A 19,423-nucleotide genomic window follows, 5' to 3' on the forward strand; every position below is an offset into this window, starting at 1 on the left:
GTTTTAGAAAGAAATGTCGGGCTTTTCGCTGTATCTTTTTTTGATAAAAACAAAAAAAGGATGTCGCTACAATCCCTAACGCAACTTACGAACTATGGATAATAAAAAAATAGAAATTATAACTTATCAACCAATATTCGCAAAAGACTTTTACGAATTAAATGTAGCTTGGTTAGAAAAATATTTTTATGTAGAACCTTATGACGAAAAAGTATTAAGCAAACCAAAGGAAAATATTATTAATAGTGGTGGTTTTATTTTTTTTGCAAAATATAATGGTAAAATTGCTGGAACAGTAGCATTAAAGAATCAGAATACATTTTTTGAGCTCACAAAAATGGCTGTTTCACCAGAATTTCAAGGTTTAGGAATTGGTAAGAAATTATTAGAGTTTTGTATCGACTTTGCTATTAAAAAAAACTGGACAAGTATTACACTTTATTCTCATAGATCTTTAAAAAGTGCTATTCATATTTATAAAATATATGGTTTTAAAGAAATTCCTTTAGAAAAAGATGTGCATTACGAACGTGCAGACATTAAAATGATTATGGAATTATAAACTTTTTTTGTTCTCAGTCTCAGTCTCAGTCTCAGTCTCAGTCTCAGTAAAGTATTAGTTGAGAATTCTTTTAAATTCTTTAAAAAAGCACTTTTTTTTAATAAAAACTATATAAAACTTTCAATCGCCAAATCATATCCTTTTAAACCAAATCCAAAAATTACTCCTTTTGCATTTGGAGCAATAAAACTTTTGTGTCTAAAATCTTCACGAGCATGAATATTAGAGATATGAATCTCTACAACAGGAGTTTCTATACCTTTTACAGCATCTCCAATACCAACTGAAGTATGGGTATAAGCAGCTGCATTTAAGACAATGCCATTATAATCGAAACCTACTTCGTGTATTTTATCTATTATTTCTCCTTCTACATTAGATTGAAAATAAGACAATTCTATTGTTTTATATTTTAGTTGTAAATCTCTAAAATAATCTTCAAAAGATGCAGAACCATAAATTTCTGGTTCTCTTTTCCCTAATAAATTTAAGTTCGGTCCGTTTATAATTATAATTTTCATTTTGCTAAAATACTATTATAAAACAAAAAACGGAAGCTAAATTTAGCTTCCGTTTTTTATAAAATATTTTATTCGGTTTTTTAAATTCCAAACATAACTCCTAAACTTACATTAGAAGCAGTTATACCATCATTAGATATACCTGAATAAGATAAGTTTAATTGTGTAGTTTCTCCAACTTTGTAACCTATAATTGGTCTGTAATAGAAACCTCCTTCATTGCCTTCATTAATACCAACTGCATAACCAATGTTAGCTCCGACTACGAATTTATCTGACACATTAAATCTTGCTGCACCAGAAATTGGTAAAAAAGAAGTGTCTGGTGTGTCAAAAGTTCCTCCACCAACTAAATCAATATCTTTACCAAAAAAATGAGAATATTGGATTGAAGGCCCTAAAGTAAAACCTTCTGCTACTGGAAACATATAATTTAATTCAGCTCCTAAAGTAAAGCTATTTGAATTATTAAAGTCTCCTGTTGGTAAACCAATATTAAATCCTCCATTTAAGACTCCTTCTTGAGCATTCATTTTTCCTAATCCTGCAATTGCTAAAAATGCAATAAATAGTACTTTTTTCATAATTTTTAATTTAAGTTTTAATTATGATACAAAACTAAATATGACGTAAAACTTAAATGAACTCTATTGTAAAAAAAAATAACTCAAATGAAATTAATGTTCGGTTTTGTATTTAAAAACCTCTTAAAGTCTAAACATTACTCCTATATTAACGTTCGAAAAATCGATTCCATTTGTAGCAATATTAGAGTATGATATATTAAATTGTAAATCTTCATTGGTTTGATAACCTATAATTGGCTTATAGTAAAAACCTCCATCAAGCCCATCTGAAAAAGCAACAGCATAACCTAAATTGGCACCCAATACGAATTTTGGTAAAACCCTAAATCTTAAGGCAGCTGATAATGGTAAAAAAGATTCATCTGGAATAGAAGTTTTATTAACTCCTGCAGTTTCTCTTCCAAAAAAATGGTTGTATTCCACAGAAGGTCCTAAACCTATCTTTTCTGAAACTGGTAACATATAATTTAACTCTGCTCCTAAAGTAACTCCATAAAAATTATCTGCGACACTATTTGGTAAACCAAAATTTACACCTCCGTTTAAAACTCCTTGTTGTGCATTAATTTTTCCTAAACTTGCAATTACTAAAAATGCAATAAATAAAACTTTTTTCATAATTATAATTTTTAAATTTAATTAGATTACAAAACTAGTAATGTCTTTTATTTATTGGTTGCTCTTTATCTTTAGATATTAACTCAGATGAATTATATTAAAAAAATTTTAAATTATTATTTCTTCTTAACTTTTAGTTTTACAACATTTATACTTGCAGATTTACCTTCCTCTAAATCTGCAACTACTTCGTATTCTCTTCTAAAGTCGTATAATTTAAGCTTAGTTGTATTTGTTTTTATTTTACCTGCGTCTACAGTAATAATTTTAATTATATTTTTATCTTTTTTTAAATTTAAAATAATGCTTTTCCTTTTTTTGGCTACTGAAAAGTTCTCTAACACAGGAATGTTATTAAGTAAAATTGTTATTTTATCGCCATCTTCTTTTCCATAATCCCAAATTTCCATTTTCATTTTACTAGTGTAAACAAAAACAGAAACATTTTCCCCTGAACCAATTTTAGTTTCACTAAATTTCTTTAAATAATTTACTGGTTTCAATTCTTCTTTTACAACACTATCAATCTTTTTAATTTTATCAATTTTTTCTACTTTTTTATAAAATTTCTTAACTTTTTTCTCTAAGAATTTTGTGCTAACTAATTTTATTTTTCCTGTTGCGCAAGTATCTTTATCGTCGTAAATTCCAATAAAATCTCCGTTTAAAGACTTTTTCTTTGTTTCTCCTTTAAAAACACCATCAAACTTTATAAAACAAAATTCTTCTGGTAAGTACTTGGATTTGGTGTATAAAATATCGCTTTCTTTAAATTGAATTGTTTTAGATTTAGGATTGTAATATCCTCTTATATATGATTTTGTTTCATTTTCCCCACCAAGATCTGTGTAAGAGTAACCTTCAATAAAACTAGTTTCACTGGAATTAAATTCAATCTTATAGGAAAACAATTGTTTGGAGTCTAAAACCAAAGCACCAACTAGCTCATAATCAAACTCTTTATTTTCTTGGGAATTTAAAAATGAAATGAATAAAAAACTAATTAAAAATAAAATATTTTTTTTCATGTATATTTTTCTATATTGTGGCTAAATAACTAAAAAAAACTTGAATACCATGAAAAAATCATTATCTATTTGTGCATTTTTATTTGCTTTCTTAGCATTTTCTTTCAACACACACGCTTCTTTTCCAGTAAAAAAGAAAACCGAAAAAGTTGAAGTTATTAAAGACAATAAAGTTGAAAAGAAAGAAGTTACTTCTTATGCAGCTCCTTATTCAGGAAAAAGCCAAACAACTGCTTTGTTATTATCTATCTTTTTAGGAGGTTTAGGAGTCGATAGATTTTATTTAGGCTACACTTTATTAGGTGTACTTAAATTAATAACTTTAGGTGGTTTTGGAATTTGGTATATTATTGATCTTGTTTTAATAATTACTGGAGATTTACAACCAAAAAATGGAAGTTACTCTAAGACTTTATAAGAATATTACATCTTAAAATTTATAAAAAACCATCCATTAGGATGGTTTTTTTTGTAGTTTAGTTTTATGAATTGGCAACACGCAATTAAAGATTATCAGTTATTTTTAAAAATTGAACGTGGACTTTCTAAAAACACTATAGAGAGTTACACTCGAGATTTACAAAAGTTGAATTTATTTTTAAATAAAAATGAAATAAAAGTTTCTCCCACAGAAATTGATTCGTCAATTATAAAACAGTTTGTCTATGAAATTGCAAAAAGCGTAAATCCAAGAAGTCAGGCAAGAATAATCTCTGGTTTGCGCAGTTTTTTTGACTTTATGGTTTTTGAAGATTACAGAAAAACAAATCCCACAGATTTAATAGAAACTCCAAAAACTGGAAGGAAATTACCAGATACGCTTTCAGAAGAACAAATAGACGAATTAATTTCAGCAGTCGATTTAAGTCATTCTCAAGGAGAAAGAAACAGAACTATTTTAGAAACGATGTATAGTTGTGGTTTACGAGTTGGAGAATTAGTAACCCTAAAAATTTCCGACTTATTTTTTGAAGAAGGCTTTATTCGTGTTTTAGGAAAAGGAAATAAAGAAAGATACATTCCCATTCATAATACCGCTAAAAAGTATATTACAATTTATATCAATCAGATTAGAAACCACATTAAACCTAAAAAGAGTTTTGAAGATACCTTATTTTTAAACAGAAGAGGAAGTGGCTTATCGCGACAAATGGTTTTTATGATTATTAAAGATTTAGCAGTTAAAATCGATTTGAAGAAAAAAATTAGTCCACATACTTTGCGACATTCCTTTGCTACACATTTATTAAAAGGAGGTGCAGATTTAAGAGCAATTCAACAAATGCTAGGTCATGAAAGTATTACAACCACAGAAGTTTATGTTCATGTAGATAAAAGTTTTTTAAAAGATGTATTAGAAAAATACCATCCTAGAAAATAAAAAATCCTGCAAAAGCAGGATTTTTTAAATATTTATAAAACAGTTTACAATTACTATCTAGCAACATTTACTGCTCTTGTTTCACGAATTACTGTAACTTTTACTTGTCCAGGATATGTCATATCATTTTGTATTTTCTGAGAAATACTAAATGATAATTCAGATGCTTTGGTATCGTTTACTTTTGTACTTTCTACCATTACTCTTAATTCACGACCAGCTTGTATAGCATACGCTTTTTGTACACCTGTAAAACCAAATGCAATATCTTCTAAATCTTTTAAACGTTGTATGTAAGAATCTAAAACTTGACGTCTTGCTCCAGGTCTTGCTCCAGAAATAGCATCACAAACTTGTACGATTGGAGAGATTAAACTCTTCATTTCAATTTCGTCATGGTGCGCTCCAATTGCATTACAAACATCTGGCTTTTCACCATATTTCTCTGCCCATTGCATTCCTAATAATGCATGTGGAAGTTCACTTTCTTCATTTGGTACCTTACCAATATCATGTAATAAACCAGCACGTTTTGCAACTTTAGAATTTAAACCCATTTCTGCTGCCATAATTCCACATAAGTTGGCAACTTCACGCGAGTGCTGTAATAAATTTTGTCCGTAAGAAGATCTGTATTTCATTCTACCTACAGCTTTTACTAATTCTGGATGCAGTCCATGTATTCCTAAATCAATAACTGTTCTTTTACCAACTTCTATAATTTCTTGGGTAATTTGCTTTTCTGTTTTTCCAACAACTTCTTCGATTCTCGCTGGATGAATTCTACCATCTGTAACTAACTTGTGCAAAGATAAACGCGCAATTTCTCTACGAATTGGATCGAAACAAGAAAGTATAATTGCATCTGGAGTGTCATCAACAATAATTTCTACACCAGTTGCAGCCTCAATCGCTCTAATATTTCTACCTTCTCTACCAATAATTCTTCCTTTTACATCATCCGATTCTAAGTTAAAAACAGAAACACAGTTTTCTACAGCTTGTTCTACTCCTACTCTTTGTATGGTTCCTAAAACAATTTTCCTTGCTTCCTGTTCTGCTGTTAATTTAGCTTCTTCTATGGATGTTTGTACAAAAGCCATTGCTTCTGTTTTTGCTTCATCTTTTAAAGAAGAAACCAATTCTTTTTTAGCTTCATCTGCAGATAATCCGGAAATTTGCTCCAACATGTCTACATGACGTTTGTGCATTTTATCTAAATCGTCTTCTTTTTTTTCTAGAAAATCTAGTTTAAAATCGTAGTCTTTTTCTTTTTCTTCTAAAGAGCGATTTAATTTTTTATTCTTATCAACTTCAGATGCTACTTGTGATTCTCTATCTCTAATTCTTTTTTCAACATCAGAAATCTTCTTTTCTCTAGATAATATTACTTTTTCGTGCTCGGATTTAAGTTCTATAAATTTTTCTTTCGCTTGTAAAATCTTTTCTTTTTTTATTGATTCTGCGTCGACTTTGGCTTCTTTAAGAATAGAATTTGCTTCTTTTCTTGTAGAGTTTAATAACTTTTTCCCTTTAGATTTTTCTATTGATTTTGCAACGATAAAACCAATTGCAATTCCTATGATTCCCACAATAATGGGAAGTAACATTCCGTCCATAATTTAAGTTTAGTATATAAAAAAAGCCTACATTAGTTGGGTTTTTTAAACTCCATTATGGTATGTATAGGACTAACTAACTGATCAAGGATCCACCTAAGAACTGAAACAAGTTCAGCAATAGTGGCATGCTTTTGCAGTTAAGACTCATCCTTCATAATTGAATCGTGTTGAGTTTAATAAACAATTTACTAACGTAGGCAGTGTGTTGTTAATGTATTTTAAAGAACTTATGTTAAATGAGTATCCACTAATTGTGTTAACTCTTTAATTTTATCAATTGCTTCAGCACTATTTTGGTCTTTATCTAAGGAAGAAATTTCTAATTTAGATGCAAATTGTAATGCACACATGGCTAAAACATCTTGTTTGTCGCTAACTGCATAATTTTGTTCGTATTTAGAAATTAAATTATTAATTGCACTGGCCGCTTTACGCATACCTTCTTCTTCTTTGGTATTATTTACACTTAAAGGGTAAGACCTACCTGCAATAACAATATTAATTTTTAATTTCCCCACATTTAAAGAACTTTATTCTTGTAACTGAATGATGCATTTATCGATCTCTCTAATTAATGCATTTATTTTGAGTTTTGTATCTCTTGTTTCTCCACTACTGCCATCTATAGTTTTCGCAATTTTTAACAAATCGTATTGTTTTTTTTGATTTGCTAACTCCTGCTGTTTATCTAATAAATCTTGTTGTAATTTTGTACTACTTTGAAGCAAAATTTCGTTTTCTTTTTTCAAAAATTCATAATTAGAAAGCAAGCTTTGTAACTTATCTTCCAGTAAATGAATTGCTTCTAAGGTATTACTCATACAAATTATTAGAATAAAACTATACTTACAAAGTTAGCATTCTGTTTTAAATTTTCCAACATTTAATTGATATATTAATAACGGCCTGATATTTAGCACTTTAATCACATACAAAATTTTACTATTTTTACAGAAAAATTCGTCTTTTGAAGCAACTTATTACATTATTTTTATTAACCTTTACTATTACCTGTTTTTCACAAAAAAAATATCCCAAAGATTACTTTAGAAACCCTTTAGGAATACCGAATATTTTATCGGGAACTTTTGGTGAATTACGAAGCAATCACTTCCATTCTGGTGTAGATATTAAAACACAAGGCAAGGAAGGATTAAAAGTTTATGCAACCGCAGATGGCTATATTTCGCGTATTAAAATTGCTCAATTTGGTTTTGGAAAAGCACTTTATATTACACATCCAAATGGATACACAACTGTATATGCACATCTAAGTAAATATGCTGGTAAAATCGAAGAATACGTAAAATCCATTCAATATAAAAAAGAAAATTACCAAACTGGAAATATTTTTTTAAAAGAAGGTAAATTCTCTTTAAAAAAAGGAGATTTGATTGCTTTTTCTGGAGATACAGGTGGTTCTGGTGGCCCACATTTACATTTTGAAATTCGAAACACAAAAACCGAACATATTATAAATCCAATGTTTTTCGGAATTACTTCTGCAGACACAAAACCACCAACAATACAATCTCTTTTAGTGTATCCTTTAAGTTTCGATGCTAGAATTAACCAACAACACAATCGTTATAAAGTGTCCGTTAAGAATATTGGAAAAGGAAAATATTTGGGGAGCAGAATTTTTGCTAGTGGAACTATTGGTTTTGGAATTAATGTTTTTGATAGATTGAACAAAGCAAACAATAAAAACGGGATTTATAGTTTAGAAATGTTGGTAAATGGTAAACGTTTTTATTATCATGATGTGGAAACATTTTCGTTTGCAGAAAGTAAATACATTAATTTATTGATAGATTATGAGTATTATAAGAAATACAAAAGCAGAGTTCAAAAAACACATAAAGTAGATGCAAATAGCTTATCTATTTACGAAGGTTTACAAAATAATGGTAAAATTAAAATTGAAAAAGGACTTAATTATACTATTGAAATAATAGCGAAAGATTTTAATGGAAATAAAAGTTCTATAAAAATTCCTGTTGTTGGAAAAGAAAGTAATTCCATCTTTAAACAACAGAAAGACACCACTGCTTATAAAATTATTGCGAAGAATTTTCAAAAGTTCACTCAAGAAAATGTAACTATAGCTTTCCCTAAAAACACCTTTTACGAAAATGTTTATTTAGATTTTAAGGTTGATAAAGGTATTGCAAACATCCATAACCCAACAATTCCTTTAGACAAAAGCTTTACTTTAACTTTCGACGTTTCTAAGTATTCAAAAGAAGAGAAAAAACATTTATACATTGCAAATGTACAATATGCAAAATACCCAAGATACCAATACACCAGAAAAAAGGACAGTACTTTTTACACTACTACAAAAACTCTAGGAAAATATAAATTACTTTCCGATACAAAAAAACCTACAATTAATTTGTTATATTTTAAAGACAAAGAATGGATTTCGAGTCACAAAACACTAAAAGTAAAAATTGCTGATATTGGTTCTGGTATTAAAAATTTTAGTGCCACAATCGATGGAAAATGGATTTTAATGGAATACAATCATAAAAAAGGTATATTGACCTATAATTTTAATGATAAAAAATTGGTTGGTAGCAAACATATCTTTAAAATTGTAGTCTCGGACAATGTTGGAAATACCAAAGAGCTTTCTGCTACGTTCTTTAAAAAACAAGTAAACTAATTTTACGTGAAAAAACTCTTTCTACTCTTTCTTTGTATTCCTTATTTTGCGTTTGCGCAAAAAACAACCATTTTAAAAGGAACTGTAAAAAACAAGGAAAAACAACCTATTGAAAATGTTTCCGTAAAATTTGGCAATACTGGAACAACTACAGACGAGAATGGAAATTACAGTGTTAGAATTCCTTTTAAAGAAGAAATTACCATAATTTTTAGACATGTTTCTTATAAAACTTTTACTAAAAAACTTACAGCTACAAGCAGAAACTCAATTAGGTTCTCTCCTATTTTATCTTTAAAAACAGAAAAATTAAAAGAAGTTGTTGTAAAAGATCGTAGAAAAGAAGCACAAGGAATTACAAAGATAGATGTAAACAAAGCAAAAAATATTGTGGGACCAAATGCTGGTGTAGAAAATGTTTTAATGACTTTACCTGGCGTAAATAATAACAACGAATTAAGTACACAATACAATGTTCGTGGTGGAAATTTCGACGAAAACCTAGTGTATGTAAATGGAATTGAAGTTTACAGACCTTTTTTAATACGTTCTGGACAGCAAGAAGGTTTGAGTTTTATCAACTCGAATATGGTACAAAATATTAATTTTTCTGCTGGTGGATTTCAAGCTAAATATGGAGATAAATTATCATCAGTATTAGATATTACCTATCGAAAACCAACTGAAATTGCAACTACTGTAGATGCAAGTTTGTTAGGCGCAAGCGCCACTTTCGAAGGTGGTTTTTTAGATAATAAATTAAGTGTGCTTACAGGAATTAGATACAGAGACAACAGTCTTTTTGTAAATAGCAAACAAATTGAAACCAATTTTAGACCACGTTTTACAGATTTGCAGTCTTATATTTCTTATGATTTTTCTAATCAATTAACACTAAGTTATTTGAGTAATTTTTCATTGAATAATTACGATTATCAACCAATTTCTAGAAGAACTCGTTTTGGAACCATTGCAGATCCTTTAGAATTAATTGTTTTTTACCAAGGTAAAGAAGAGAATAATTATTTTACCTTATTTAATGCCTTGTCTGCGGATTATAAAGTGAACGATAATTTGTCTTTTAGAACCACAGTTTCTAGTTATAACACGCAAGAAGAAGAATATTACGATGTTTTGGCTTCCTATAATTTAGGTGAAGTAGATGCTAATATTGGTTCGCAAGATTTTGGGGAAGTCGATTTTTCTGAAGGAATTGGCTCTCAATTAAACCATGCAAGAAACGATTTAGACGCACTAATTAATAATGTGCAAATAAGAGGGACTTATAAAAAAGATAGAATTCAGTGGGATTTTGGTGTTAAATATCAAAATGAAGATATACGTGAACGTATTCGTGAATGGGAAGTTATAGATTCTTTAGGTTTTTCTGTACGTCCTCCAAACCATGCTGGAAACAACCAACCTTATGAGCCTTTTGAAGGCCCAATTACTCCTTTTCAGAATATTAGAGAAGATAATAAAGTACAAATTAATCGTATTTCTGGGTTTGTTCAAATTAACGAACGCCTATTTTGGAACGATAACGAAGTTTGGTACAATTTCGGGATTAGAGCACAAAATTGGACAGTTTCTTCAAATGGAAATAACTCTAAAAGTCAGCTTATAATTAGTCCAAGAGCACAATTTGCAATTAAACCAAATTGGGCTAGAGATATGTTATTCCGTTTTTCTGGTGGCTGGTATTCGCAACCACCTTCTTACAGAGAATTAAAAGATTTTAACGGAAAAATTAATGTAGATGTTAAGGCTCAAAAATCGATTCATTTAGTAACTGGAATGGATTATAGTTTTAATTTATGGGAAAGACCTTTTAAACTAACAACTGAATTGTATTTTAAAGATTTATCGAATGTAAATGCATATTCTGTGGATAATGTAAGAATTCGTTACAGAGCAGATAATATTACTACTGCTTATGCACATGGTTTAGATGTTCGTTTAAATGGTGAATTTGTTCCAGGAAGTGAAAGTTGGGTGAGTTTAGGATATTTAAAAACGGAAGAAAACATCAACAACAGAGGGAATATTGCAAGACCTTCTGACCAACGTATAAAATTCGGAATTTTATTCCAAGATTATGTCCCAAATTTACCAAATTTAAAAGCGTATTTAAACTTGGTTTACAATACTGGAGTTCCTGGTGGAGCACCTGCATATTCGGATGTTTATCAATTTCAAGAACGTTTGCGAGATTATAAAAGAGCCGATTTAGGTGTTTCTTATGTTTTTACGGATGCAAACAAACAATACCAAACTGGATTTTTATCAAAATTTAAAGAATTAACAGCTGGTTTAGAGCTCTTTAATATGTTTGATATCCAAAATGCAATTACCAATACTTGGGTAAGAGATGTATATTCTAAAACCCAGTTTGGTATTCCTAATTTTATGACAGGTAGAGTTTTAAATTTTAAAGTTAGCATGAAGTTTTAAGTAAAAAAAAATCTCGCTATTATTATAATAACGAGATATTTAATCTTAAATAAAAATTATGCTATTTCTCTTTCTTATCTTTTTATTAGTTTTTTAGTGATGTTTCCTTTATTTGAAATTATTTTTACAAAGTAAATACCATTTGCTAAATTACTAATATCTAATTGTTCTTTGGTAGCTTTTAAAACTCTTTTGCCAACTAAATTATATAATTCTACAGATTTTAATTCCAATCCGTTAGACAATGATATCTGTACATTAGAAATTGCAGGGTTAGGATATATAGAAATGTTATTTCTTAAAAACGCTTCGTCTATAGATAATGTTTTTGCACAAAATGTATTGTAATTTGCAGTTGCATCTTTTTTCCAATTTGTATTCGCAATTGCATTGGCTACATTATCTACTTGAATACAACCTAATTTAGAATTTCCAGTAGCATCGAACTTTGTTAGGGTTCCGTTAGAAGAGTTATTAATATTCAAATAAGTAAGATTGTTATTACTTACATTTAATTCTGTAATATCAGAAAGTATAGAAATATCTATTTCTTCAATTAAGTTATTTGCAACGTTTAATACTTTTAAATTATTTGTATTTCTCTGTAAAGTTCTCTTTTTACCTGTTAATCTCGAAGAAAGAACAACTGTGTTTGCATTTATTAAACTACTAATATCTGTAATTGAGTTTCCAGAAATATTTATACTTGTTGCATTTGTAAAAGCTTCTAAACCTGCAACAGATGTTATGTTTTTTCCACTTAAATCTAAATCTCCAGTAAATGCTTGCGCTTCTTCGTAAGTAATTATTCCATCTCCATCTCCATCTAAGCCTGCAACTGCATTTAAAGTTGTTTTTAAATTTGCATCTGTTGTATACACTTCCCATTCTCCACTACAATCTAAATTGTAAGACGCTGTTGCATCTTTGCTGGTCCAATTGGTGTTTGCAAAATCTACATCATCTACAGCAATACATTTTAAATCTTCATTGTTTATAATATTAAAATTTGTAATTGAAGTATTTGCACCATTCTTTAAAAATGCTCTCTCGATTTTATTATTATTTAATAACAAAGTATTTAATTTTTTATTCTGATTAATATCAACATTAATAATATTATTATTATTCAATATTAATTCTTCTAGCAATATATTTTCAGTTGTGTTAACACCTGTTAAACTATTTTCACTTGCCCAAAGTCTCTTTAGTTTCGTGTTCTTTGTAATATCTAATTCAAACACATTCGTTTTTACAATATCTATTCTTTCTAGATCTAAATTTTTAGAAAAATCAAAAGAACTTATATTGTTTTCGCCTGCTCTAATATCATAAAGTTTTGTGTTTTTTGATAAATCTATAGAAGTTAAGTTCGTTTCTGTTACATATAATCTCTCTAAGTTTAAAAGATTGGTAACATCTAGAGTAGAAATTGCTGTTTTCCATAAATGGATTCTATTTAAGTTTAAATTCTTCGAAAAATCGATATTTGATAAGCCAAAATTCCAATCTAGTTGAAGTTCTTCTAAAAGCGCATTGTTAGAAATATCTAAAGAGGTAATTTCGTTAGTGTTTAACCATAATTTCTTTAATTTTGTATTATTAGAAACATCTATATTCGTTATTTTATTTTCTCCTGCATACACTACTTCTAAATTAGCTAAAGCACTAATATCTAAATCTGTAAGTTGATTTTTATCTATACTTAACCAAGTTAATTTTGTGTTTTTAGACAAATCTACCGTTGTTAAATTGTTATTTCGAATATTTAAACCTGTAATATTAATAAAAGCCTCAATACCAGTTAAATCGGCTATTTCTAAACCTTCTCCTTTATCTATATCTTTATCAATTGCCTCTGCTTCCGAAACTTGAATTTCATTATCTCCATTCGTATTTATAAATGGATCTGCCAATAAAGCAGCTTTCATATTTGCATCTGGAATATTTACAATTGGAGCAGGATTGTAACAATTTATACTAAAAAATGAAGCATCATCTATATTTGTGAAATTTGCTGTTGCATAGGTAACATCATCTACTTGTACACAATTTAATTTTGCGTTTCTTGAAACATCTATGTAAGTGATATTTGTATTTGAGTTATTGTTTAAATTTATTTTCTCTATAAGTTTATTAAAATAAATTTGAACTTTTTTAAGATTAGTAAACTCACTTAAATCTATCGAAATTAGGTCTGTATTAACAATTGTAAGATCATCTAAATTAATTTGATTACTAAGGTCTAAGCTATTTATTTTTGTATCAGCAATAAAAACTCTAGTTATATTTACATTCTTTGAAATATCTACATTTGTAATATTTGTATTAGAAACCGCAAATTCTTCTAAAAGAATATTTTGAGATACATCTATAGCACTTAAATTACTATTATATGAAAAGTAGATCTTTTTAAGTTTTGTTAATTTGGTAACATTAATTTCTGATAATTTATTAAACTCTACCCATAAAAATTCTAAATCTGTATTTTTAGACACATCTATTGATGTTAATTGATTATTACCTAAATGAAGAAATGTTAGTTTAGTGTTTTTAGAAACATCTATTGTGCTAATTGCATTTTTACTTGCCCCCAGATAAGTTAAGTTTATCATAGATTCAATACCTGTTAAATCTGAAATTTTAGCATTTACATTTGGTAAATTCGTATTCACCTCTGGATTTCCTATTTCAATTGAAGTTATTGTTTCTGCATCACTTTGTAAAATATTTCCGTTTAAACCATTTGTATCTAAACCTAAATCTATTAACGCTTGTTCGAAATTTGCATCTGGAATATTAACAATTGGTGGATTGTAACAATCTAAACTTAAGGCAGATAAATTATCTATTTGATTCCAATTTGCTGTGGAATATGTTACATCATCTACTTCTACACAAGAAATATTTGGGTTGTTCGATAAATTTAAATCATTAATATTGATGTTATTTCCGTTCTTTAAATTTACTTTTAGAAGTTTATTATTAGAAGCATAAACATCTTTTAAATTCGTTTGTTTCGATAAATCTAATTCTTCAATAAGGTTATTCTCAAAACCAATTTTTTCAATTAGTAAATTGTTTGAAACATCTATACTTGCTACTTTATTATTTAAGAAAAATAGTTGTTTTAACTTCGTGTTTTTAGAAACATCTAGAGAAGTTAATTGGTTGTCTCTTATACTAAAAGTTATTAATTCTGTATTTTTTGAAACATCTATACTTGTTAATTTGTTTTCAAAAACCCCTAAGTACGTTAGCAAATTGTTTTTTGAAACATCTATGCTTGCTAAATTATTATTGTAAGCTCCTAAAAAAGTTAACAAAGTATTATTTGTAACGTCTAAAGTATTTAAACCACATTCATTAATAAATAAATAAGATAATTTTGTGTTTACAGAAAAATCTATGTTGGTAAAAGGGTTTTTACCAATATTTACTGAAGCAATCTCTAAATTATTCGAAAAATCTATAGTTGATAATTGATTTTCACTCGCAACTAAATTTTCTAATTGTGTAAGTAAAGAAATATCTAAATTAGTTAATTGATTATTAGCAACGTTTAAAGAAACTAATTTTGTGTTCTTTGATAGATTTAAATTGGTTAAATTGTTATTACTAATATTTAAACCAGTAATATTTACAAACGCTTCTACTCCTGTTAAATCTAAAATTCCTAAGCCTACCCCATCTAAAGGTTGTGTTATTGCTTCTGCTTCTGAAACTTGTATTTCTGCATCTCCATTAGAATTTATAACTGTGTCTGCCAATAATGCTGCTTTCATTTTTGCATCTGGAATATAAACAACTGGTCCACCACAATCTTTACTAAAATTAATATTTTCATCAACAAAAGTCCAATTATTAGTAGCATTTGTAACATCATCAACTTGTACACATGTTAAGTTAGAGTTGTGTTTAATTTCAATTCTTGTAATTGCTACATTATTACCATTATTCAAATTTAAACTTGCTAATAATGTATTGTTTACAACAACATCTTCTAAAAGAGTGTGTTGTGATAAATCTAAATAACCTGTTTTTTTTATTTGATTAATATCTAATTTTTTTAATAATACATTTTGTGATAAATCAATATCCGTCATATTATTATCGTAAAGAGACAACCTTTCTAATTTGGTGTTTTTAGTGACATCAATAGTTGATAAACCTGTGTTACCCAATTCCAAAATTTTGAGATCTACATTGGCAGTAACATCCATTGTAGCAGTTTTTGTATTATTAGCCGCAAACTCTTCTAAAACTAACAAATTAGCTACTGACAAACCAGTTAAATTTGGATTATCATTTAACCATAATCTTGTTAATTTTGCGTTATTGCTTAAATTTATACTTCCAATATTATTATTGGTTGCATAGATTTCTTCTAAATTTGGTGCGTTTGTAAAATTTGCTATTGAAGTACCAATATTATCTATACCAATCTTTTTTAAATTCGGATAAATTGAACTATCAAAATCGCCAATATTTGGATTGTTTCCAATAAAAATAAACTCTAACAAAGTGTTTTTTGATAAATCTAAATTTGTTAGGCCATTTCCATCCATTTCAAAACTTTTCAAATTTACATTTGCTGTTGCATCTATTGTTGAAATCTTATTATTACTAATTCGTAGAGATTCCAAAGCAGTTAAATTAGAAATTACCAGTGAAGTTATTTGATTGTCCCAAGCCCAAACAGAAGTTAATTTAGAATTGTTACTAAAATCTACAGAAGTAACTTGATTTCCAAAAATAGTGTACCATTCTAAATTTGGAGAATTGCTAACATCCATAGACGTTAATTTATTGTTTTCTGCTAAAGCTCTTTTTAAATTTGTCATAGAACTTAAATCTAGAGAAACCAATTGATTATTACCTATATATAATCTTTCTAAAACTGTATTGTTGCCAAAAGTAACCTCTGTAAGCACATTATTATATGCATATAATTGCTTTAGGTTTTCATTTTTAGAAACATCTAAAGTTGCTATTTGGTTTCTATCAATACTTATAATTTCTAATAATGTATTTTTACTTACATCTATTGTAGTTAATTCATTCTCAGCTGCGTCTAAATAAACTAAGTTTGGCATTTTTTCAATACCAGTTAAATCTTTAATTTTTGTGTTTACGTTTGGTAATAGTATATTGTTTATTGGGGTAGATATTTTTAAAGTATCTATAACTTTTGCTTCAGAAGTTAAAATATTTCCATTTAAACCATTCGTATCAAAACCTAAATCTATTAAGGCTTGCTCGAAGTTTGTGTCTGGGATTACTACAACTGCTTTGCTGTAACAATCTGTACTGTAAACTGATGAATCATTTATATTTCTCCAATTAGTATTAGAATATGCTACATCATCAACTTGAACACAGCTTAAATTAGTATTAGCATTCAATTGAAAAAATTTAGCTAAAGTGTTTGCTCCATTTTTTAAATTTACTTGAGTTAAATTATTGTAACTTAAATTAAGGTTTGTTAGATTTATATTATTTGACAAATCTATATCTTCCAAAATATTTCGATCTGCAGTAATACTAATAATTTTAATATTATTGTCTGTTTTTAAAGTTGAGATAGAATTATTAGAAATTGCTAAATACTCAAGTTTCAAATTATTATTAATATCTATTTCTGTTAAATCATTATTATCAAGTACGATCGTTTGTAAATCTAAATTATTAGAAAGATTTATTGATTTTAAATTATTTGATGCTAAATATAGGTCTCTTAATTGATTATGATTAAGTAAGTCTATTTCAGTTAAATTTTGGTGTTGAATTTTTAATGTTTTGAGATTTAAATTATTCGTAAAATCTATTGAAGATATTGCAGTATACTCAATTTCAAGACTAACTAACAAAGGATTATTTTTAATATTTAAAGATGTAATTGGTACAATATCAGTAGAAGTACCACCAATTGAAAGTTGCAATAAATTAGGCAACATAGAAACGTTTAAAGAAGATAGTGGGTTATTATCTATTCTTAACACATTAATTTTTAAATTATTAGAAAGATCTACTTCTGTAATATTATTAAAAGAAACAGAAAGACTTTCTAAGTTAGGCATTTTATCAATTCCAGATAAATTAGAAATATTTTTCGCTGGCATAACAAGAACTTTAATTTCTTCGGCCTCTTTCTGTAATATATTTCCATTTAATCCATTTGTATCATATCCCAAATCTATTAAAGCTTGCTCGAAATTTGTATCTGGAATATTTACAACTGTCTCAGTTTCCTTACTAAATAATTTTGCAATATACCTTTTACTTTCACCATTAAAATTGGTAAAATTACCTCCAATTAAAATTTTATTATCAGATTGTATCGAAATATCATATATATATCTATACTGCTCACTAGCTGCAGTACCAGGGTTAAATGAAAAATCTAAACTTCCATCACTATTTAATCGAGCTATCTTATTACGTGTTATACCACCAACTTTTGTAAATCTTCCTCCAATCAAAATTTTATCATTAGAATCTATACCAATGCTTTCTATTCTATCATTTATTGAAGTTAAATTTGTATCAACTGTTCCATCTGTATTTATTCTATAAACTTTTGAAATATCTCCTATCAATATTTTCCCCCCAGCTTCTATTGCAATTGAAGTTACAAATGTATCTGGGGTATTCAAATTAAAAGCATTATCTAAAGAACCATTAGAATTTAAACGTATTAATCCCCTGGTATCACTATTAGTATTTATGGTTGCTCTACCACCAACCAAAACTTTTCCATCAGATTGAATTTTAACTTTATTAACAGATGAAAAATAAATACCTGATAATGAAAAAGGATAAAAATTAAAAGAAGATAAGAGACTTCCACTGGAATTTATGCTTGCAACATTTGTCCTGTTTTGATCATTTACCTTAACAAAATCTCCTCCAAATATAATATTACTATTAGGCAAAATCCCAATTGACCTTACACTACAAGAGTTACTGTTATTTAAACCCGTAAATGTTACTTTGTTAAATGAAGAGTCTAAAGTACCATTTGTATTTAATCTATATACATAACTATATGCTTTTAACGAATTTGTTAATACGCTAAACCCAATAAGTATTTTCCCATCTGATTGTATTTTTATTGCTTCAATACTTACACTTGAAAAATCATCTCCTGTTACTTCAGTAGTATATTGAAATGTGGTATCTAAACTTCCATCAGAATTTAATCTTGCAATTTTATATCTTGGAATACCATCATAAGTGGTAAAATGCCCACCAATAAGTATTTTCCCATCTGATTGGGTAACAATAGCCGTTACACTAGCATTAAAACCGGTTCCAAATGTAGTAAAGGAGTTATCCACACTTCCTGCTGGAAGTTTTTGTGCACTAAAATGTATGCTGATAAATAAAATTCCAAGTAGTAGTAGTTTTGTTTTCATGATAGTTTGGTTTAAGTTTCAAATTTGAGACTTTATACAACACACAACAATACCTACATTTAGGTATTTTATTTGAAAACAATTTATTGGTATATTTAAAATTCAATTAAATCGAAAGCTCTGGCATATCTATACCAATCGAAAGTAGATTTTAACTGAAGTTTTTGTTTAATTTTTTTTCTGTGTGTAGATATTGTAGTAGATTCTACACATAAGATGTTAGCGATTTCAGCTGTAGATTTTCCATTTACAACAAGTTTAAAAATCTCATTTTCTCTATCTGTTAAAGAATTAAATTGTTTTTTATTTCTTGCTACAAAAGACTTGTTTTTTTCTATGGTCTTAGAAAAATCTGTAAGTTTAGAAATGTCTTCTAAAGAAATGTCAAAGAAGAAAAGAAAATCTTTTACAATTTGAATAGGTAATTTTTTTTGACCATCTATTCTTAATGTTGTATATTCTTTATCATCTAAATCATTATATAATTTAACAACCCCCATAATTAATTTTTTTTTAGTTGTTCAAAATTAATTTTATCATTCCAAAAAAAACCATACTTTA

General features: G+C 27.9%; 14 protein-coding genes and 1 other RNA gene. 5 read left to right on the top strand and 10 right to left on the bottom strand.

The window, feature by feature from the left end; translation table 11 throughout:
- Positions 1–94 precede the first annotated feature (94 nt).
- Entirely contained in the window at positions 95–562 is a 468-nt protein-coding gene (locus tag H9I45_RS03520; RefSeq protein ID WP_088353319.1) for a GNAT family N-acetyltransferase, read from the top strand.
- A 107-nt stretch (positions 563–669) separates the two neighbouring features.
- On the opposite strand, the gene aroQ is transcribed toward H9I45_RS03520, so the two are convergent.
- The 4 genes from aroQ to H9I45_RS03540 all read right to left on the bottom strand — a co-directional run bounded on the left by aroQ (position 670) and on the right by H9I45_RS03540 (position 3,316).
- A complete protein-coding gene (gene aroQ, locus H9I45_RS03525) occupies positions 670–1,083 on the bottom strand; it encodes a type II 3-dehydroquinate dehydratase (RefSeq protein ID WP_088353318.1) in 414 nt (137 codons plus the stop codon).
- Positions 1,084–1,163: 80 nt separating this feature from the next.
- Positions 1,164–1,667: a transporter gene (locus H9I45_RS03530; RefSeq protein ID WP_088353317.1), complete on the bottom strand. Its 504-nt coding sequence runs from the start codon at positions 1,665–1,667 to the stop codon at positions 1,164–1,166.
- Positions 1,668–1,790: 123 nt separating this feature from the next.
- Entirely contained in the window at positions 1,791–2,288 is a 498-nt protein-coding gene (locus H9I45_RS03535; protein WP_088353316.1) for an outer membrane beta-barrel protein, read from the bottom strand.
- A gap of 116 nt (positions 2,289–2,404) precedes the next feature.
- Positions 2,405–3,316, bottom strand: a complete 912-nt coding sequence (locus H9I45_RS03540; RefSeq protein WP_088353315.1) for a hypothetical protein — start codon at positions 3,314–3,316, stop codon at positions 2,405–2,407.
- Between the two features lie 49 nt (positions 3,317–3,365).
- Between H9I45_RS03540 and H9I45_RS03545 the strand changes: the two genes are divergently transcribed.
- Together H9I45_RS03545 and xerD are read left to right on the top strand one after the other, a co-directional pair.
- Positions 3,366–3,734, top strand: coding sequence for a TM2 domain-containing protein (locus H9I45_RS03545; protein WP_088353314.1), 369 nt, complete (start codon positions 3,366–3,368; stop codon positions 3,732–3,734).
- 66 nt (positions 3,735–3,800) lie between these two features.
- Positions 3,801–4,697 carry a site-specific tyrosine recombinase XerD gene (gene xerD, locus H9I45_RS03550; protein ID WP_088353313.1) on the top strand — a complete coding sequence of 299 codons (897 nt, stop codon included), beginning with the start codon at positions 3,801–3,803 and terminating at the stop codon, positions 4,695–4,697.
- Positions 4,698–4,750: 53 nt separating this feature from the next.
- Here the strand turns inward: xerD and rny are convergent, their stop codons facing one another.
- The 4 genes from rny to H9I45_RS03570 all read right to left on the bottom strand — a co-directional run bounded on the left by rny (position 4,751) and on the right by H9I45_RS03570 (position 7,140).
- Positions 4,751–6,316: a ribonuclease Y gene (gene rny, locus H9I45_RS03555; protein ID WP_088353312.1), complete on the bottom strand. Its 1,566-nt coding sequence runs from the start codon at positions 6,314–6,316 to the stop codon at positions 4,751–4,753.
- Between the two features lie 47 nt (positions 6,317–6,363).
- A non-coding RNA gene (gene ssrS / locus H9I45_RS03560) (6S RNA) lies at positions 6,364–6,492 on the bottom strand.
- A gap of 54 nt (positions 6,493–6,546) precedes the next feature.
- On the bottom strand, positions 6,547–6,837 hold the full coding sequence (locus H9I45_RS03565) for a cell division protein ZapA (protein ID WP_088353311.1): 291 nt from the start codon (positions 6,835–6,837) through the stop codon (positions 6,547–6,549).
- A gap of 12 nt (positions 6,838–6,849) precedes the next feature.
- Positions 6,850–7,140 carry a coiled-coil domain-containing protein gene (locus H9I45_RS03570; protein ID WP_088353310.1) on the bottom strand — a complete coding sequence of 97 codons (291 nt, stop codon included), beginning with the start codon at positions 7,138–7,140 and terminating at the stop codon, positions 6,850–6,852.
- Positions 7,141–7,286: 146 nt separating this feature from the next.
- Here H9I45_RS03570 and H9I45_RS03575 point away from each other — a divergent pair, with 146 nt between their 5' ends.
- Both H9I45_RS03575 and H9I45_RS03580 read left to right on the top strand, forming a co-directional pair.
- Positions 7,287–8,990, top strand: coding sequence for a M23 family metallopeptidase (locus H9I45_RS03575; protein WP_088353309.1), 1,704 nt, complete (start codon positions 7,287–7,289; stop codon positions 8,988–8,990).
- Positions 8,991–8,996: 6 nt separating this feature from the next.
- Positions 8,997–11,444: a TonB-dependent receptor gene (locus H9I45_RS03580; protein WP_088353308.1), complete on the top strand. Its 2,448-nt coding sequence runs from the start codon at positions 8,997–8,999 to the stop codon at positions 11,442–11,444.
- 74 nt (positions 11,445–11,518) lie between these two features.
- On the opposite strand, the gene H9I45_RS03585 is transcribed toward H9I45_RS03580, so the two are convergent.
- Positions 11,519–18,862: a T9SS type A sorting domain-containing protein gene (locus tag H9I45_RS03585; RefSeq protein ID WP_088353307.1), complete on the bottom strand. Its 7,344-nt coding sequence runs from the start codon at positions 18,860–18,862 to the stop codon at positions 11,519–11,521.
- Between the two features lie 95 nt (positions 18,863–18,957).
- Complete coding sequence (locus H9I45_RS03590) at positions 18,958–19,362, bottom strand: helix-turn-helix domain-containing protein (protein WP_088353306.1); 405 nt, start codon at positions 19,360–19,362, stop codon at positions 18,958–18,960.
- Positions 19,363–19,423 lie beyond the last annotated feature (61 nt).

It is taken from the genome of Polaribacter haliotis, from assembly GCF_014784055.1.
GTDB lineage: Bacteria > Bacteroidota > Bacteroidia > Flavobacteriales > Flavobacteriaceae > Polaribacter > Polaribacter haliotis.